Raw genomic sequence first — 15684 nt, 5'->3', positions numbered from 1 at the left:
GGGGGGGGGGGCCCCCCCGGGGGGGCGGGCCCCCCCCCCCCCACGGCTTCACCCTGTCCTGCGACGACCGGACGGGCGGCCTGCTCGCCGTGCTCGCCGCGGCCCGGCCCGGCGGGCGGATCCTCGAACTCGGCACCGGTGCGGGCGAGGGCGCGGCCTGGCTGCTCAGCGGCATGGACGCCGACGCGCGGCTGGTGAGCGTGGAGCTCGACGCCTCCGTCCAGGCGCTCGCCCGCGCCGAACTGGCCGCCGACGCCCGGGCGGAGTTCGTCACCGCGGACGGCGGCGCCTGGCTGGAGGAGTACGACGGACCGCCGTTCGACCTGGTCTTCGCGGACACCTGGCCGGGCAAGTTCACCCACCTGGAGCGGGCCCTGGAGCTGGTCGCCCCCGGCGGCACGTACCTGGTCGACGACCTGCTGCCGCAGCCCGGCTGGCCGGCCGGGCACCGGGGGTCCGTCCAGGCGCTGATCACCGCGCTGACCTCCCGCCCGGACCTGCGGACCGTCCGGCTGGCCTGGTCCAGCGGGCTGCTGATGGCCGTCCGCACCGGCTGAGCGGACCGCCCGGCGGACCCGACGCGTCCGTGGCCGAACCGCCTTTACGGCATCCCTACCCGGATCGCCGTTAGGGTCGGTGTCCATGGGGTTCGGTGGGGCCTGGCGCAGCCGGCTGAGAGAGCGGCGCGCGCTGGTGGCGTTGCTGGTGGTGGCGGTGCTGGTCGTCGTGGGGGCGGTCGGTACCGCCACCGGCGCGTCCGGAGCCGCGGTCCGCCAGGAGGACAACGTCCTGACCATGCCCGAGACGCCGGGCAGCACCGCGACCGTGCGGATCGACACCTCCTTCTTCACCACGGGCACCTCGCCCCGGCCGGCGATCCTGCTGGCGCACGGCTTCGGCGGCTCGAAGGACGGCGAGCGCGACCGCGCCCGGCAGCTCGCCCGCTCCGGCTACGCCGTGCTCACCTGGTCCGCCCGCGGCTTCGGGAAGTCCACCGGCCGGATCGGCCTGGACGCCCCCGACCGCGAGATCCAGGACGTCCGCCACCTCGTCGACTGGCTGGCGAAGCGCCCCGAGGTCCGGCTCGACGCCCCCGGTGACCCGCGGGTCGGCATCACCGGTGCCTCGTACGGCGGCGGCGCGGCGCTGCTCGGCGCCGCGTACGACCCGCGGATCGACGCGGTCGCCTCCGGCATCACCTGGTGGAACCTCGCGGACGCACTCTTCCCGCAGAACGCCCAGGGCTCCACCGCCGCGGACGGCGTCTTCAAGAAGCTCTGGGCCGGGATCTTCTTCACCACCGGCTCGGCCGGCGACCTGACCGCCCGCCCGGGCGCCCCCGCCGCGCAGGGCCCGGTCGGCTGCGGCCGGTTCCTGGACGAGCTGTGCACCATGTACAACCGCGTGGCCGCGGCCGGGCACCCCGACGCGGACGCCGTCGCGATGCTGGAGAAGTCCAGCCCGTCCTCGGTCGCCGACCGGATCAAGGTGCCCACCCTGGTCGTCCAGGGACAGCAGGACTCGCTGTTCCCGCTCGACCAGGGCGACGCCATCGCGAGGGCCGTGGCCGCCAACGGCGCGCCGGTCGCCGTCGACTGGTTCGCCGGCGGCCACGACGGCGGCACCGAGGGCAGCGAGCGCACCGACGCCCGGGTCACCGCCTGGTTCGACCACTACCTCGCCGGCAAGCCCGCCGACACCGGGCCGGCCTTCCGGGTCACCCGCACCGGCGGCGTCGACTCCACCGGGTTCCAGGCGGTGCTGCGCGGCGCCGACGCGCCCGCCTACCCCGGCCTCGGCGGCACCGCCACCCGCAGCGTCGCCCTCGGCGGCGGCGAGCAGGCCGTCGCCAACCCGCCCGGCGGCGCCCCGCCGAACATCTCCGGCCTGCCCGGCATCGGCGCGCTCTCCCAGGCCTCCGCGCTCGGGGCCGGCCTCTCGCTCGACTTCCCCGGCCAGTACGCGGGCTTCGACTCGGCGCCGCTGACCGCCCCGGTCGACCTCACCGGGCGCCCCACCGTCCCCGTCACCGTGCACGCCGACCGCCCCGACGCGGTGCTGTTCGCCAAGCTGTACGACGTCGGCCCGGACGGCCGGCAGACCCTCCCGCAGCAGCTCGTCGCCCCGCTGCGGGTGACCGGCGCCGACGCGCCCGCCGGACGCACCGTCACGGTCGCGCTGCCCACCGTCGACCACACCTTCCCGGCCGGCCACCGGCTGCGCCTCGTCCTCGCCTCCACCGACCTCGCCTACGCCTCGCCGGCCCAGCCCGCCACCTACCGGATCGCGGTCGCCGGGCCGCTCGCCCTGCCCACCGACACCGCGCTGCACACCGAGGCCGCACCGCTGCCCGCCCGGGTCTGGGTGCTGCCGCTGGTCGCTGCCGCCGCGGCGGCCGCCCTGCTGCTCCTCGGCCGCCGCCGGCGCCCGAAGGCACCCGCGGGCGGCGGTCCGGCGCTCGTGCCGCTGGAGATCACCGGCCTCAGCAAGCGCTACCAGGGCGCCGCCGACCGGTACGCCGTCCGGGACCTGTCGTTCCGCGTCGAACAGGGCCAGGTGCTCGGCCTGCTCGGCCCCAACGGCGCGGGCAAGACCACCACGCTGCGGATGCTGATGGGCCTGATCCGGCCGGACGCCGGCGAGATCAGGGTGTTCGGCGAGCCGGTGCGGCCCGGGTCGCCGGTGCTCTCCCGGGTCGGCGCGTTCGTCGAGGGCGCCGGCTTCCTCCCGCACCTCACCGGGCGGGCCAACCTGCGGCTGTACTGGCAGGCCACCGGCCGGCCCGAGGAGGACGCCCACCTGGCGGAGGCGCTCGCCATCGCCGACCTCGGCGAGGCCCTCGACCGGGCGGTGCGCACCTACTCCCAGGGCATGCGGCAGCGCCTGGCGATCGCCCAGGCCATGCTCGGGCTGCCCGACCTGCTGATCCTCGACGAGCCCACCAACGGCCTCGACCCGCCGCAGATCCGCGAGATGCGCGAGGTGATGATCCGCTACGCGGCCGCCGGACGCACCGTCATCGTCTCCAGCCACCTGCTGTCCGAGGTGGAGCAGACCTGCACCCACCTGGTCGTCATGGACCGCGGCCGGCTGGTCACCGCGGGCGCCGTCGCCGAGATCGTCGGCGCCGGCGAGGAGCTGCTGGTCACCACCGGCGACGGGTACGGGCCGGCCGAGCTCGCGGCCGCGGCGGAGAAGGCCGCCGCGCTCGACGGCGTGGCCTCGGCGACCGCCACCGAGGGCGGGCTGCTCGTCCGGCTGGACGGCGCCGGCGCCTCCGCGGTCGTCGCCGAACTCGTCCGGCTCGACGTCCCGGTCGCCGGGGTCGGGCCGCACCGACGCCTGGAGGACGCGTTCCTCTCCCTGATCGGAGGCCCGGCATGAGCAGCACCGCGCCGAGCGGCACCGCCCCGGCAGGCCCGGCCGCGGACGCCACCGCGGCGCCCGGCTACCGGGCCCGCCGCACCCTGCCGCTGCGGGTCGAGGCAGTCCGGCAGCTGCGGCGGCGCCGCACCATGGTGGTGGCCGGCGTGCTCGCCCTGCTGCCGTTCATCGTGCTGGTGGCGTTCAAGATCGGCGGCACGCCGGGGCGGCCCGACCGCACCACCTTCATCGACCTCGCCACCGCGTCCGGGCCCAACTTCGCCGCCACCACGCTCTTCATGGGCACCGGCTTCCTGCTGGTGATCCCGGTGGCGCTGTTCTGCGGCGACACGGTCGCCTCCGAGGCGAGCTGGTCCTCGCTGCGCTACCTGCTGGCCGCGCCGGTGCCGCGGGCCCGGCTGCTGGCCCGCAAGTTCACCGTCGGCGTCGCGTTCTCCGCGGCCGCGGTGCTGCTGCTGCCGCTGGTGGGGCTCGCCGTGGGCACCGCCGCGTACGGCTGGGGCGACCTGAAGCTGCCCACCGGGGCGAGCCTGCCCGCGGCCGAGGCGCTGCCCCGGCTGGGGATCGCCGTCGGCTTCGTGATCCTGGGCGAACTCGTCATCGGCGCCCTGGCGTTCTGGCTCTCCACGGTCACCGACGCGCCGCTCGGCGCGGTCGGCGGCGCGGTGTTCCTCGCCATCATCACCAGCGTGCTCGACTCGATCACCGCCCTCGGCGGGCTGCGCGAATGGCTGCCCGCACACTGGCAGTACGCCTGGGCGGACGCCCTCCAGCCGCAGCTGGAGTGGGGCGGCATGATCCAGGGCGTCTCGCTCTCCCTGTCGTACTCCGCGGTGCTGCTGGCGCTCGCCTTCCGGGGCTTCGCCCGCAAGGACATCGTGTCCTGACGGCCGCGCGGACGGGATCCGCCGGGCGCCCCGGGTCCGACCGGTCGCCGTCCCCGGGCCGCCCGCGCGGCCGCCGGCGCGGCGGTACGGACGGGCCCGGGGGCGGCCGTTCGGCGGCCCCTCAGCGGGCGGTCACTTCACGGGCGACCAGACGCGCTCGATCTGCTGGGTGCCGGTGCGGGTGCGGTAGGAGCGGGTCCACTTGGTGGTGGCGTCCTTGCGGGTGCGGTCGGAGAGGACGTAGTAGTCCATCTGCACGGCCTGCGGGGTGATGTCGAGGACGCCGTAGCCGTGCGAGTCGAGGTCGACCCACTTGATGTGGCGGTTGGCGGCCTCGATCGCGGCGACCCCCACCAGGGAGAGCGTCTGCGGGGCGACGTGCAGGAAGTCGTCCACGTTGTCGGAGCTGACCGAGGTGACCACGAACTCGGTGGCGACGCTGCCCGAGGCCGGGTAGGTGGCGGCCTCGTACGGGACGTCGGCGGCCCACGCGGAGTGGATGTCGCCGGTCAGGAACACCGTGTTGCCGATGCCGTGGTCCTTGAGGTGGCCGAGCAGCTCGCGCCGGTCGTGGGTGTAGCCGTCCCACTGGTCGGGGTTGACGGCCAGGCCCTCGCCGGGCAGGCCGAGCATCTTGGCGAGCGGGCGCAGCAGGAAGTCGGGCAGCGAGAAGAAAGCGACCGGCGAGATCATGACCTCGTTGCCGATCAGCCGCCAGGTGGTGTCGGAGGCGGAGAGGCCGGACTTCAGCCAGTCGAGCTGGGCGCGGCCGGTGATGGTGCGGTCGGCGGAGTCGATGTCGCCGCTGCCGACCTTGGCCTGCTGGGAGCGGAACGAGCGCAGGTCCAGCAGGTGCAGGTCGGCCAGCTTGCCGTAGCGCAGCCGGCGGTAGGTGGTGCCGGCGACGGACGGGCGGACGGGCATCCACTCGAAGTAGGCCTGCTTGGCGGCGGCCATCCGGGCCGACCAGTCGCCCTCGGTGGCCGGGGTGTGGTTCTCGGCGCCGCCCGACCAGGCGTCGTTGGCGAACTCGTGGTCGTCCCAGATGGCGACCGTGGGGATCTGCGCGTGCAGCCCCTGGAGGTCGGGGTCGGTCTTGTACTTCCCGTGCCGGGTGCGGTAGTCGGCCAGCGAGATGATCTCGTGGGCCGGCTCGTGCGGCCGCACCACGGTGCCGGCGGCGCAGAACTCGCCGCTCTTGTACTCGTAGATGTAGTCGCCGAGGAAGAGGAAGACGTCGAGATCGCCGCGGGCGGCCAGGTGCCGGTACGCGGAGAAGTAGCCGGCCTCCCAGTTGGCGCAGGAGGCGACGCCGAGCCGCAGCCGGTCGAGGGCGGCGTCGGCCCGCGGGGCGGTGCGGGTGCGGCCGACGGGGGAGGCGGCGCCGCCCGCGGTGAAGCGGTACCAGTACACGGTGTCGGCGTCGAGGCCGCGGACGTCGACCTTGACGGTGTGGTCGGAGGCGGCGCTGCTGGTGACCGTGCCGGTGGCCCGGATCGCGGTGAACGCCTTGTCGGCGGAGAGCTGCCAGACCACCTCGGTGTCGGGCCCGGCCCCGGAGCCGGGGACGGCGTCGGGGGTGGGCGTGACTCTCGTCCACAGGACGAGGCCGTCGGGCAGCGGGTCGCCGGAGGCGATGCCGTGCAGGAACTGCGGGGCGGTGGCGGCGGTGGCCGGCGCACTGCCCGCGGCGAAGGGGAGGACGGCCGCTCCTGCGGTCAGGGCGGCGGCCTTCAGCACCCGGCGGCGGCGCGGCCGGGGAGCGGCGGGGGACACGGAGTCGGTGGGCTCTGTCACGTCCTCAGAGATTACTGGCGGGTAATCAGATGTCCATACTTTGGGACGACTGTTCGCCCGCTCTTCACCGCTCCGACCGCTCGGCCTGCGGGTTCGCCCCAAATCGGTTGCGGGGCTTCGGATCTGACGCTGCGCAAGGGGTTCCGTCGCCATGTGACGTGTGCAATTGTACATGTCACACCTTCCGAGGGCGGGGCGCCGCAACCCCTGCGGCACAGCCCTGCCCGCGTCCCCCACCCGCCGCCCCCACGCGGCGGACCACCGGCCCGGAGGCCCCCACGTGCACTACGTCCGGATATCCACCCGCCACCTGACGCGATGGCTCACCCTCGCCGTCGCCTGCTGCCTCGCCCTCTCATTGTTCTCGGCGCACGGCCGCGCGGCCGCCGCGACCGGCCCCGCCGCCCCGCGTCCCACCGCCCCGCGGACGGCGGCCGCCACCGCCCCCCAGCCGGCCACCGGCGCCGAACTCCCGGTCCGCGCCGGCACCTCGGACCCCTCGGTGCGCGCCCCGCACACCCCCGTCCACCCGGCCCGGCCCGTCGCCGCCCGCACCGCGACCGCCCGCGCGGCCGCCGCGACCTGCACCCCCGGCGACTTCACCGGCCGCACCGGCAGCGCCCTCGTCCAGCAGATCAAGGCGGTCGGCACCGACTGCGTCAACACGCTCTTCGCCCTCACCGGCACCGACGCGTACGGCGCCTTCCGCGAGGCGCAGATGACCACCGTCGCCAACGCGCTGCGCGACACCGCCGCCACCTACCCCGGCGACGACAGCACCTCCGCCGCCCAACTGGTGCTCTACCTGCGGGCCGGCTACTACGTGCAGTGGTACCACTCGGCCGACACCGGCCCCTACGGCGCCGCCCTGCAGAGCGCGATCCGCGCCGCCCTCGACGGCTTCTTCGCCGCCCCGCACTCGCGCGACGTCACCGACGCCAACGGCCAGACCCTCGCCGAGGCCGTCACCCTGATCGACAGCGCCGGTGAGAACGCCCGCTACCTCGGCGTCGTCCAGCGGCTGCTGTCCGGCTACACCAGCGCCTACAACGCCTCCTGGTGGATGGTCACCGCGGTCAACAACACCTACACCGTGCTCTGGCGCGGCCACCAGTCACCCGACTTCGTCGCCGCCGTCCGGGCCGACCACTCCGTCCTCGACACCCTCTCCGCCTTCGCCGTCAACAACGACGGACTGCTCGGCGGCGACCAGGGCTACCTCACCTCCAACGCCGGCCGCGAACTCGCCCGCTTCCTCCAGTACCCCGACCTCCAGCCGGCCGTCCGCCCGCTCGTCCAGAACCTGCTCGGACGCAGCGCGATGACCGGCCGCACCGCCCAGCTCTGGATGGGCCTGGCCGAGATGGCCGACCAGTACGACGCCGCCCGGTGCGCCGACTACGGCACCTGCGACCTCCCCGGCAAGGTCCGCTCCACCGTCCTCACCACCACCTCGACCTGCTCGCCGAGCATCCGGATCCTCGCCCAGCAGATGACCGCCGACCAGCTCGCCGCCACCTGCACCAGCCTCACCGGCCAGGACGCCTACGTGCACGGCATCGTCCGCGACGGCGGACCGGTCGCCGGCGACCGCAACACCACCATCGAGGTCGTCGTCTTCCACTCCAGCGCCGACTACCAGACCTACGCCGGCGTCGCCTACGGCATCGACACCAACAACGGCGGCATCTACCTGGAGGGCGACCCGTCCGCGGCCGGCAACCAGCCCCGCTTCGTCGCCTACGAGGCCGAGTGGCTGCGTCCGGCCTTCCAGATCTGGAACCTCAACCACGAGTACACCCACTACCTCGACGGCCGGTTCGACATGTACGGCGACTTCGCCGCCGGCCAGAGCACCCCGACCGTCTGGTGGGTCGAGGGCTTCGCCGAGTACGTCTCCTACTCCTACCGCGGCGCCGACTACACCGACGCCCGCACCCAGGCCGGCAGGCACACCTACGCGCTGAGCACGCTCTTCGACACCACCTACGACAACGCCGACCAGACCCGGATCTACAACTGGGGCTACCTGGCGGTGCGGTACATGCTCCAGTCGCACCGCAGCGACATGGACGCCGTGCTCGCCAAGTACCGCACCGGCGACTGGAACGGCGCCCGCAGCTACCTCACCGGCACCGTCGGCACCCGCTACGACGCCGACTTCGCGAACTGGCTCACCGCCTGCAGCACCGGCGACTGCGGCAGCCTGCCGGCGCCCGACGAGTGCACCGCGCAGGACACCCGCCGCCTCGACAACGCCTGCCGCCGCAGCAACCTCGCCGCCACCACCGGCAACTACGCCTACCTGTACCTGTGGGTGCCGGCCGGCACCGCCCGGCTGACCGTCACCAGCAGCGGCGGCACCGGCAACGCCGACCTGTACTACAGCGGCACCGGCTGGGCCACCACCACCTCGTACACCGCCCGCTCCGCCGCCGCCGGGAACACCGAGAGCCTCACCGTCGCCAACCCGCACGCCGGCTGGAACTACGTCAGCCTCTACGCGGCCCAGGGCTTCACCGGCGCCGCCGTCAGCACCTCCTTCTGACCGGCCCGCCCCGCACCACGGGCCCGGCTCCCCACCCGGAGCCGGGCCCCGCGCCGTGCGATGCGCCATCATGGACCGGGCAACGCCCACGAAGCGAAGGAAACCCCGGTGGCCCAGATCGTCCTCTTCCACTCCGCCTACGGCCTGCGCCCCGCCGTGCACGCCGCCGCCGACCGGCTGCGCGCAGCGGGCCACCAGGTGCACACCCCCGACCTGTACGACGGCCGCACCTTCGAGACCGTCGAGGAGGGCATGGCGTACAAGGACGAGCTCACCACCGACGAGCTGCTGCGCCGCGCGGTCTCGGCGGCCGCGCCGCTGATCACGGCGGACGGGCCGGGCCTGGTCTACGCGGGCTTCTCGCTCGGCGCCGCGCTCGCCCAGAACCTCGCCCTCGCCGACGAGCGGGCGGCCGGCCTGCTGCTGCTGCACGGCACCTCCGACATCCGCGACGACGCGGCCACCTCGGTTGCCGTGCAGCTGCACGTCGCCGAGCCGGACGCCTTCGAGCCGGAGGACTGGCTGAACGCCTGGTACCTGCGGATGACCAAGGCCGGCGCCGACGTCGAGGTGCACCGCTACCGCGGCGCCGGCCACCTGTACACCGACCCCGAGCTGCCCGACCACGACGCCGAGGCCGCCGAGCGGACCTGGACGACCGCCCTCGCCTTCCTCGACGAGCTGGACGCCTGACGGTGCCGGCCGCCGGCTACTCGGGCACCCCGCTGGCGCGCAAGCTCGGCATCGCGCCGGGCCACGTGCTGCTGATCGACGGGGCGCCGCCCGCCTTCGCGGTGCCCGACCTGCCGGCCGGCCTGACCCGGCAGGGCGCCCCGGACCCGGCGGTCCCCTTCGACGTGGCCCTCTGGTTCCCCGCCGACCGGGCCGAGCTGACCGGGCGGCTCGCCGAGCTGCGGGCCGCGATGCGCCCCGCCGCCGGCCTCTGGATCGCCTGGCCGAAGAAGGCCTCCCGCATCCCCACCGACCTCACCGAGGACGTGCTCCGGGAGGTCGCGCTGCCCACCGGCCTGGTCGACAACAAGGTCTGCGCGGTCGACGCGGTGTACTCGGGCCTGCGGCTGGTCGTCCGCCGGGAGCTCCGCCCCCGCTGACCGGGGCGGCCCGGCGGCTCACAAGCCGGGGATGCGCCCGTTGCGGAACAGGTCGACGAAGATCTGGTGGTCCCGGCGGGCCCGGTCGCCGTACGCGTGGGCGAAGTCGACCAGCATCGCGGTGAAACCCTCCTCGTCCGCCGAGACCGCCGCGTCGATGGCGTGCTCGGTGGAGAACGGCACCAGGCTGTGGCCGCTGGTGGACTCCGCGGCGGCGGAGTGCATCACCGCGGTGGCCCGGCCCAGGTAGGCGGTCACGGCCAGCAGGTCGGCCGGCTCGTTGACGTCCGTCCAGTCCAGGTCGGCGGCGTACGGGGAGACCTCGGCGACCAGCTGGCCGCGGCCGTGCAGCACGGTGTGGCCGAGCCACGGGTCGCTGTGCGCCTGCAGGGCCCGCTGCGAGATCACCGTGCGGTGGCCCTCGTGCTCGAAGTAGCCGCGGATCGCGGGGTCGGTGACGTGCCGGGCGACCGCCGGGGACTGGCCCTGCTTCATGTAGATGATCACGTCGTTCTCGAGGGCGTCGGTGGTGCCCTCCAGCAGCAGGTTGTACGAGGGCAGCCCGGCGCTGCCGATCCCGATGCCGCGGCGGCCGACCACGTCCTTGACCCGCAGCGCGTCGGGGCGGGTCCGGGAGGCCGGCGGCAGGGTGTCCAGGTAGCGGATGAAGGCCGCGAGCACCTCGGCCCGGGTCTCCGCGTCCAGCTCGAAGGCGCCGCCGCCGATCCGGAAGCGCCGCTCCCAGCCGTCGATGACGGTCTCCTGCTCCAGCAGCGCGACCCGGGTCTGCAGCCGGGCCCGGCGCAGCGTGTCGAGGATCGGCCCGTCCGCGGTCTCCAGGGTGTAGCGGGCGGCGTCGCCGGAGCCGACCAGGGCGGCGATCTGGCCCCGGTAGGCGGCGGCGAAGGTGCGCACCAGGTCGGAGATGGTGTCGTCGGACAGCGCCTTGGCGTAGCCGATCAGGGCGAGGCTGGCGGCGAGTCGCTGGACGTCCCAGGTGAAGGCACCGACGAAGGCCTCGTCGAAGTCGTTGACGTTGAAGACCAGTCGGCCCTCGGCGTCGAGGTAGGTGCCGAAGTTCTCCGCGTGCAGGTCCCCGTGGATCCAGACCCGGCCGGTGCGCCCGTCCAGGAAGGGCGCACCGTACGAGGCGAACGGCCCGCCCGCGAGGTCGGCGTAGAAGAGTGCCGCGGTGCCCCGGTAGAACGCGAAGGCGGACGCCGCCATCTTGCGGAACTTCACCCGGAACGCCGCCGGGTCCTGCGCCAGCAGCTCGCCGAAGGCGGTGTCGAAGACGCGCAGGACGGTCTCGGCGCGCTGCGGCTCGGGGTCGGTGGTGCGCTGGTCGGGCATGGCGGTCCTCAGGGGGGTGCGTACGGCGGTGCGGTCCGACGGGTGGGACGCCGGGCCGGGCCGCGGCGGTTCGCCCGGCGGGGGCCTGCTCAGGCCTTCGGCGGCTCGGGCGGGGTCGGCGGCGGGTTGGGCGGGGTGTGCGGTCCCTGGGTGGTCGGGGGTATCGGCGGGTGCCCCTGGCGCTGCTGCGGCACGTAGGGCGGGTACGGCAGGCCGGGCGGCGCGGGCGCCGGGGCGGGGGCCGCCGGCCGGGTGGCCGCGACGATCGCCGCGACCGCGATCGCGATGCCGACGGTCAGGAACAGGGTCAGGTTGAGCAGCAGGTGCCCGACCGGCGCCGCGAAGCCGTGCCGGCCCTCCGCGGTGAACAGCTGGTTGCCCAGCTGCGCCGCCGCCTGGAAGGCGCCCACCCCGAGCAGCGGCACGGCGGCCGGGCGCACCCAGCGGCCCCCGCTGAACGCGCCGATCGCCAGCGCCACCAGCGCGACGCACAGCGCCGTGTCGTAGCCGAAGAAGCCCACCGGTGCGTCGACGTAGTCCTCGTAGGTCAGCCCGAGGGCGTCCAGCAGGTACACCGGGCCCTTCCGGGCGACGTCGTAACCGAGCACGCAGAGCTCGGAGACCAGCTGCACCAGCAGCAGGACGCCGATCGCGACCAGTCCGCCGCCCCGCCGGCGCTCGCGCACCACCGGACCGTACGCCACCGGGCCGTACGCCATGGGGACCCCTTCCTCGTTCGTGATGGCCAGAGGCTAGCGGCGCCCCCGACCGGCCGGGAACCCCGGGTCGCCCTCCGCGGTCGCCGGGCGGGCGAATGTGAGGGACCGGAGCGCATCCGCGGTGCGTTCCGGGACGGGAGCGACGGGGGACTAGAATCGGTCCCGCGAACCCGGAAGCCGTGGTCCGAGCCCTGGTGGTGGCTCGGGCCTTACGTGTTTCAGCCCGAACCCGGACCCCGGAGGCCCCGCCTTGAGCGACCAGCCGTACGCGCACCTGCACGTCCACACCGAGTACTCGATGCTGGACGGCGCCGCCCGGCTGAAGCAGCTCTTCAAGGAGGTCGAACGGCTCGGGCAGACCCATGTGGCGATGACCGACCACGGCAACATGTACGGCGCCGCGGAGTTCCACAAGCAGGCCACCGCCGCCGGCATCACCCCGGTGATCGGCATCGAGGCGTACGTCGCCCCGGAGTCCCGCTCCAACACCAAGCGCATCCTGTGGGGCCAGCCGCACCAGAAGAAGGACGACGTCTCGGCGTCCGGCGCCTACACCCACAAGACCATCTGGGCCCGGAACAAGGAGGGCCTGCACAACCTCTTCAAGCTGACCTCGCGCTCCTACGCCGAGGGCTGGCTGGTGAAGTGGCCCCGGATGGACAAGGAGATCATCGCCGAGCACGCGGCCGGCCTGATGGCCACCACCGGCTGCCCCTCCGGCGAGGTGCAGACCCGGCTGCGCCTCGGCCAGTTCGACGAGGCGGTGCGGTCCGCCGCCGACTACCAGGACATCTTCGGCAAGGAGAACTACTTCCTGGAGCTGATGGACCACGGGCTCGACATCGAGCGGCGGGTCCGCGACGGGCTGCTGGAGATCTCCAAGAAGCTCAACATCCCGCCGGTGGTCACCAACGACTCGCACTACACCACCGAGTCCGACGCCGGCGCGCACGACCTGCTGCTCTGCGTGCAGACCGGCAAGAACCTCTCCGACCCGGACCGCTTCCGGTTCGACGGCACCGGCTACTACATCAAGTCGGCCGCCGAGATGTACGGCCTCGACACCTCCGACGCCTGGCAGGAGGGCTGCCGCAACAGCCAGCTGCTGGTCGCCTCCCGGGTCGACACCGCCGGCATGTTCGAGTTCAAGAACCTGATGCCGCGCTTCCCGATCCCGGAGGGCTTCGAGTCCGAGGCGGACTTCTTCAAGTCCAAGGTCTGGGAGGGGATGGACTGGCGCTTCCCGGGCGGCTACGACGAGGAGCACAAGAAGCTCGCCGAGTACGAGATGGACACCATCATCCAGATGGGGTTCCCGGCGTACTTCCTCGTGGTCGCCGACTTCATCATGTGGGCCAAGAGCCAGGGCATCGCGGTGGGCCCCGGCCGAGGCTCCGCGGCCGGCTCGCTGGTCGCCTACGCGATGGGCATCACCGACCTCGACCCGATCCCGCACGGCCTGATCTTCGAGCGCTTCCTGAACCCCGAGCGCATCTCCATGCCCGACGTCGACATCGACTTCGACGAGCGCCGGCGCGGCGACGTGATCCGCTACGTGACGGAGAAGTGGGGCTCCGACAAGGTCGCCATGATCGTCACGTACGGCACCATCAAGGCGAAGGCCGCCATCAAGGACTCCTCCCGGGTCCTGGGCTACCCGTACGCGATGGGCGACCGGATCACCAAGGCGATGCCGCCGGACGTCATGGGCAAGGGCATCCCGCTCTCCGGCATCACCGACTCCTCGCACCCCCGCTACGGCGAGGCCGGCGAGATCCGCGGCCTGTACGAGAACGACCCGGACGTCCGCAAGGTCATCGACACCGCCCGCGGCATCGAGGGCCTGATCCGCCAGCCCGGCGTGCACGCCGCCGGCGTCATCATGTCCGCCGAGCCGCTCACCGACCACATCCCGGTCTGGACCCGGCACACCGACGGCGTCACCATCACGCAGTTCGACTACCCCACCTGCGAGGGCCTCGGCCTTCTCAAGATGGACTTCCTCGGCCTGCGCAACCTGACGATCATGGACGACGCGGTCAAGGCGATCGAGAAGAACAAGGGCGTCTCGATCAACCTGCTCGACCTGCCGCTCGACGACAAGCCCACCTACGAACTCCTCGCCCGCGGCGACACCCTCGGCGTCTTCCAGCTCGACGGCGGCCCGATGCGCTCGCTGCTGCGCCTGATGAAGCCCGACAACTTCGAGGACATCTCCGCCGTCCTGGCGCTGTACCGCCCCGGCCCGATGGGCGTCAACTCGCACACCAACTACGCGCTGCGCAAGAACGGCCAGCAGGAGATCACCCCGATCCACCCGGAGCTGGAGGAGCCGCTCAAGGAGATCCTCGAGCCCACCTACGGCCTGATCGTCTACCAGGAGCAGGTCCAGAAGGCCGCGCAGATCCTCGCCGGCTACTCGCTCGGCCAGGCCGACCTGCTGCGCCGCGCGATGGGCAAGAAGAAGAAGGAGATCCTGGAGGCGGAGTTCGTCCCCTTCCAGAAGGGCTGCCGCGAGCACGGCTACTCCGACGCCGCGATCCAGGCCGTGTGGGACGTCCTCGTCCCCTTCTCCGGCTACGCGTTCAACAAGGCGCACACCGCCGGCTACGGGCTGGTCTCCTACTGGACGGCCTACCTCAAGGCCAACTACCCGGCCGAGTACATGTCCGGCCTGCTCACGTCGGTCAAGGACGACAAGGACAAGTCCGCGGTCTACCTCAACGAGGCCCGCAAGATGGGCATCAGCGTCCTGCCGCCGGACGTCAACGAGTCGGACGCCGACTTCACCCCGCACGGCAACGACACCGTCCGCTTCGGCCTCACCGCCATCCGCAACGTCGGCGGGCCGGTCGTCGAGTCGATGATCCGCACCCGCAAGGCCAAGGGGAAGTTCGCCTCCTTCCCGGACTTCCTGGACAAGGTCGAGTCGGTGGTCTGCAACAAGCGGACGGTCGAATCCCTCATCAAGGCCGGCGCGTTCGACTCGCTCGGGCACACCCGCAAGGGCCTCACCGCGCAGTTCGAGCCGATGATCGACAACGTGGTCGGCGTCAAGCGCAAGGAGGCCGAGGGCCAGTTCGACCTGTTCGGCGGCGACGCGGTCTCCGACGAGCCGAGCTTCGGCCTGGACGTGGTCTTCTCCGAGGACGAGTGGGACAAGGCCTTCCTGCTCACCCAGGAGCGGGAGATGCTCGGCCTGTACGTCTCCTCGCACCCGCTGCACGGCCTGGAGCACGTCCTCGCGGACAAGTCCGACTGCGCCGTCGCCGACCTGGCCGAGCGCCCGGACGGCTCGATCCTGCAGATCGGCGGCATCATCTCCGGCCTCCAGCGGAAGATGACCAAGCAGGGCAACGCCTGGGCGATCGCCACCGTCGAGGACCTCGCCGGCTCCATCGACTGCATGTTCTTCCCCGCCAGCTACCAGTTGGTCTCCTCCCAACTGGTCGAGGACGCCGTGGTGTTCGTCCGCGGCAAGCTCGACAAGCGGGAGGACGTGCCGCGGCTGATGGGCATGGAGCTGTCCGTCCCGGACCTCTCCAACGCGCACGCCGAGGCACCGATCGTCATCAACATCCCGAGCGGCCGGATCACCCCGCCGCTGGTCGCCCGGCTGGGTGAGGTGCTCACCCACCACAAGGGCACCACCGAGGTCCGGCTGCGGCTGGAGGGCCGCAACAAGACCACCGTGCTGCGCCTGGACCGGCACCGGGTGAAGTCCGACCCGGCGCTGTTCGGCGACCTCAAGCAGCTGCTCGGCCCGAGCTGCCTGGCGGTCTGAGCCGCAACGCCGCGGGGGGCCCCCCGCCCCCGCGCCGCGGGGGCCCCCGCCGCGGCGCCCGGGGGGGGCGCCCCCCCCCAGCACAACCCGCGTGGGGGCC

General features: G+C 73.3%; 10 protein-coding genes. 7 read left to right on the top strand and 3 right to left on the bottom strand.

The genetic code is table 11. The features are described from left to right. The 3 genes from ACFV0G_RS07390 to ACFV0G_RS07380 form a co-directional block, all read left to right on the top strand. On the top strand, positions 1 to 557 hold a 557-nt coding region (locus ACFV0G_RS07390), incomplete at its 5' end, for an O-methyltransferase (RefSeq protein WP_380543083.1). Positions 558 to 642: 85 nt separating this feature from the next. Next, on the top strand, positions 643 to 3384 hold the full coding sequence (locus ACFV0G_RS07385; RefSeq protein ID WP_380543080.1) for an alpha/beta fold hydrolase: 2742 nt from the start codon (positions 643 to 645) through the stop codon (positions 3382 to 3384). Further along, the gene (locus ACFV0G_RS07380; protein ID WP_380543077.1) at positions 3381 to 4271 is read left to right on the top strand and encodes an ABC transporter permease; all 891 of its coding nucleotides are present in this window, start codon (positions 3381 to 3383) and stop codon (positions 4269 to 4271) included. Before ACFV0G_RS07385 ends, ACFV0G_RS07380 begins: the two co-directional genes overlap by 4 nt. Before the next feature lie 132 nt (positions 4272 to 4403). Here the strand turns inward: ACFV0G_RS07380 and ACFV0G_RS07375 are convergent, their stop codons facing one another. Further along, positions 4404 to 6068: an alkaline phosphatase D family protein gene (locus ACFV0G_RS07375; protein ID WP_380543074.1), complete on the bottom strand. Its 1665-nt coding sequence runs from the start codon at positions 6066 to 6068 to the stop codon at positions 4404 to 4406. 280 nt (positions 6069 to 6348) lie between these two features. Between ACFV0G_RS07375 and ACFV0G_RS07370 the strand changes: the two genes are divergently transcribed. Genes ACFV0G_RS07370 through ACFV0G_RS07360 form a run of 3 tightly spaced genes read left to right on the top strand, consistent with a single transcriptional unit; the run spans position 6349 to position 9728 of the window. Continuing rightward, positions 6349 to 8616 (top strand): M9 family metallopeptidase, encoded by a 2268-nt coding sequence (locus ACFV0G_RS07370; protein ID WP_380543071.1) that lies wholly within the window; start codon positions 6349 to 6351, stop codon positions 8614 to 8616. 60 nt (positions 8617 to 8676) lie between these two features. After that, positions 8677 to 9309, top strand: a complete 633-nt coding sequence (locus ACFV0G_RS07365; protein ID WP_380543068.1) for a dienelactone hydrolase family protein — start codon at positions 8677 to 8679, stop codon at positions 9307 to 9309. 2 nt (positions 9310 to 9311) lie between these two features. Then, positions 9312 to 9728 carry a DUF3052 domain-containing protein gene (locus ACFV0G_RS07360; RefSeq protein WP_380543065.1) on the top strand — a complete coding sequence of 139 codons (417 nt, stop codon included), beginning with the start codon at positions 9312 to 9314 and terminating at the stop codon, positions 9726 to 9728. A gap of 18 nt (positions 9729 to 9746) precedes the next feature. On the opposite strand, the gene ACFV0G_RS07355 is transcribed toward ACFV0G_RS07360, so the two are convergent. Both ACFV0G_RS07355 and ACFV0G_RS07350 read right to left on the bottom strand, forming a co-directional pair. After that, positions 9747 to 11081 (bottom strand): DUF2252 domain-containing protein, encoded by a 1335-nt coding sequence (locus tag ACFV0G_RS07355; RefSeq protein WP_380543062.1) that lies wholly within the window; start codon positions 11079 to 11081, stop codon positions 9747 to 9749. Positions 11082 to 11170: 89 nt separating this feature from the next. Next, a complete protein-coding gene (locus tag ACFV0G_RS07350; RefSeq protein ID WP_380543059.1) occupies positions 11171 to 11800 on the bottom strand; it encodes a hypothetical protein in 630 nt (209 codons plus the stop codon). A 250-nt stretch (positions 11801 to 12050) separates the two neighbouring features. On the opposite strand from ACFV0G_RS07350, the gene dnaE reads away from it, so the two are divergent. Then, positions 12051 to 15584 (top strand): DNA polymerase III subunit alpha, encoded by a 3534-nt coding sequence (gene dnaE, locus ACFV0G_RS07345; protein ID WP_380543056.1) that lies wholly within the window; start codon positions 12051 to 12053, stop codon positions 15582 to 15584. Positions 15585 to 15684: the final 100 nt, after the last annotated feature.

Source organism: Kitasatospora sp. NPDC059571 (assembly GCF_042735675.1).
Classification (GTDB): Bacteria; Actinomycetota; Actinomycetes; order Streptomycetales; family Streptomycetaceae; genus Kitasatospora.
Note: the sequence above shows the minus strand (reverse complement) of the source record. Positions and strands in the feature narration are given on the sequence as shown.

What these genes read in the sequence shown, in the direction of transcription:
- ACFV0G_RS07385 (WP_380543080.1), top strand. Translation starts at nt 643, where the DNA reads ATGGGGTTCGGTGGGGCCTGGCGCAGCCGGCTGAGAGAGCGGCGCGCG.
- ACFV0G_RS07380 (WP_380543077.1), top strand. Translation starts at nt 3,381, where the DNA reads ATGAGCAGCACCGCGCCGAGCGGCACCGCCCCGGCAGGCCCGGCCGCG.
- ACFV0G_RS07365 (WP_380543068.1), top strand. Translation starts at nt 8,677, where the DNA reads ATGCGCCATCATGGACCGGGCAACGCCCACGAAGCGAAGGAAACCCCG.
- ACFV0G_RS07355 (WP_380543062.1), bottom strand. Translation starts at nt 11,081, where the DNA reads ATGCCCGACCAGCGCACCACCGACCCCGAGCCGCAGCGCGCCGAGACC.
- ACFV0G_RS07350 (WP_380543059.1), bottom strand. Translation starts at nt 11,800, where the DNA reads ATGGCGTACGGCCCGGTGGCGTACGGTCCGGTGGTGCGCGAGCGCCGG.